Source organism: Pseudomonas sp. UMAB-40 (assembly GCF_900095275.1).
Taxonomy (GTDB): domain Bacteria; phylum Pseudomonadota; class Gammaproteobacteria; order Pseudomonadales; family Pseudomonadaceae; genus Aquipseudomonas; species Aquipseudomonas mandelii_B.
Map to the genome: position 1 here is coordinate 131,825 of NZ_LT607561.1, position 214 is coordinate 132,038.

Sequence of the window (214 nt, forward strand, 5' to 3'; positions counted from 1 at the left end):
GTACACGCCGATTCCTGTGGGAGCTGGCTTGCCAGCGATGGCGGCCTGACAGCCGACCAGCATCTTGCAGATGTACGCCGAACCCTGTGGGAGCTGGCTTGTCGGGTCGCCGCATCGCTGCGAAGGCGGCTTGGTAGTCGACGTGTTCTTTCGGATGTACGAAAACTTCTCGACGGCTGCGATCCTTTTGGCTTTGGCTTTGGCTTTGGCTTTG

Annotated in this window: 1 protein-coding gene; it reads right to left on the reverse strand. The window is 59.3% G+C overall.

From position 1 onward, the window contains the following. The coding region (locus K0F88_RS16845; RefSeq protein WP_219095775.1) for a hypothetical protein at positions 1-214 on the reverse strand (214 nt) is incomplete at both ends.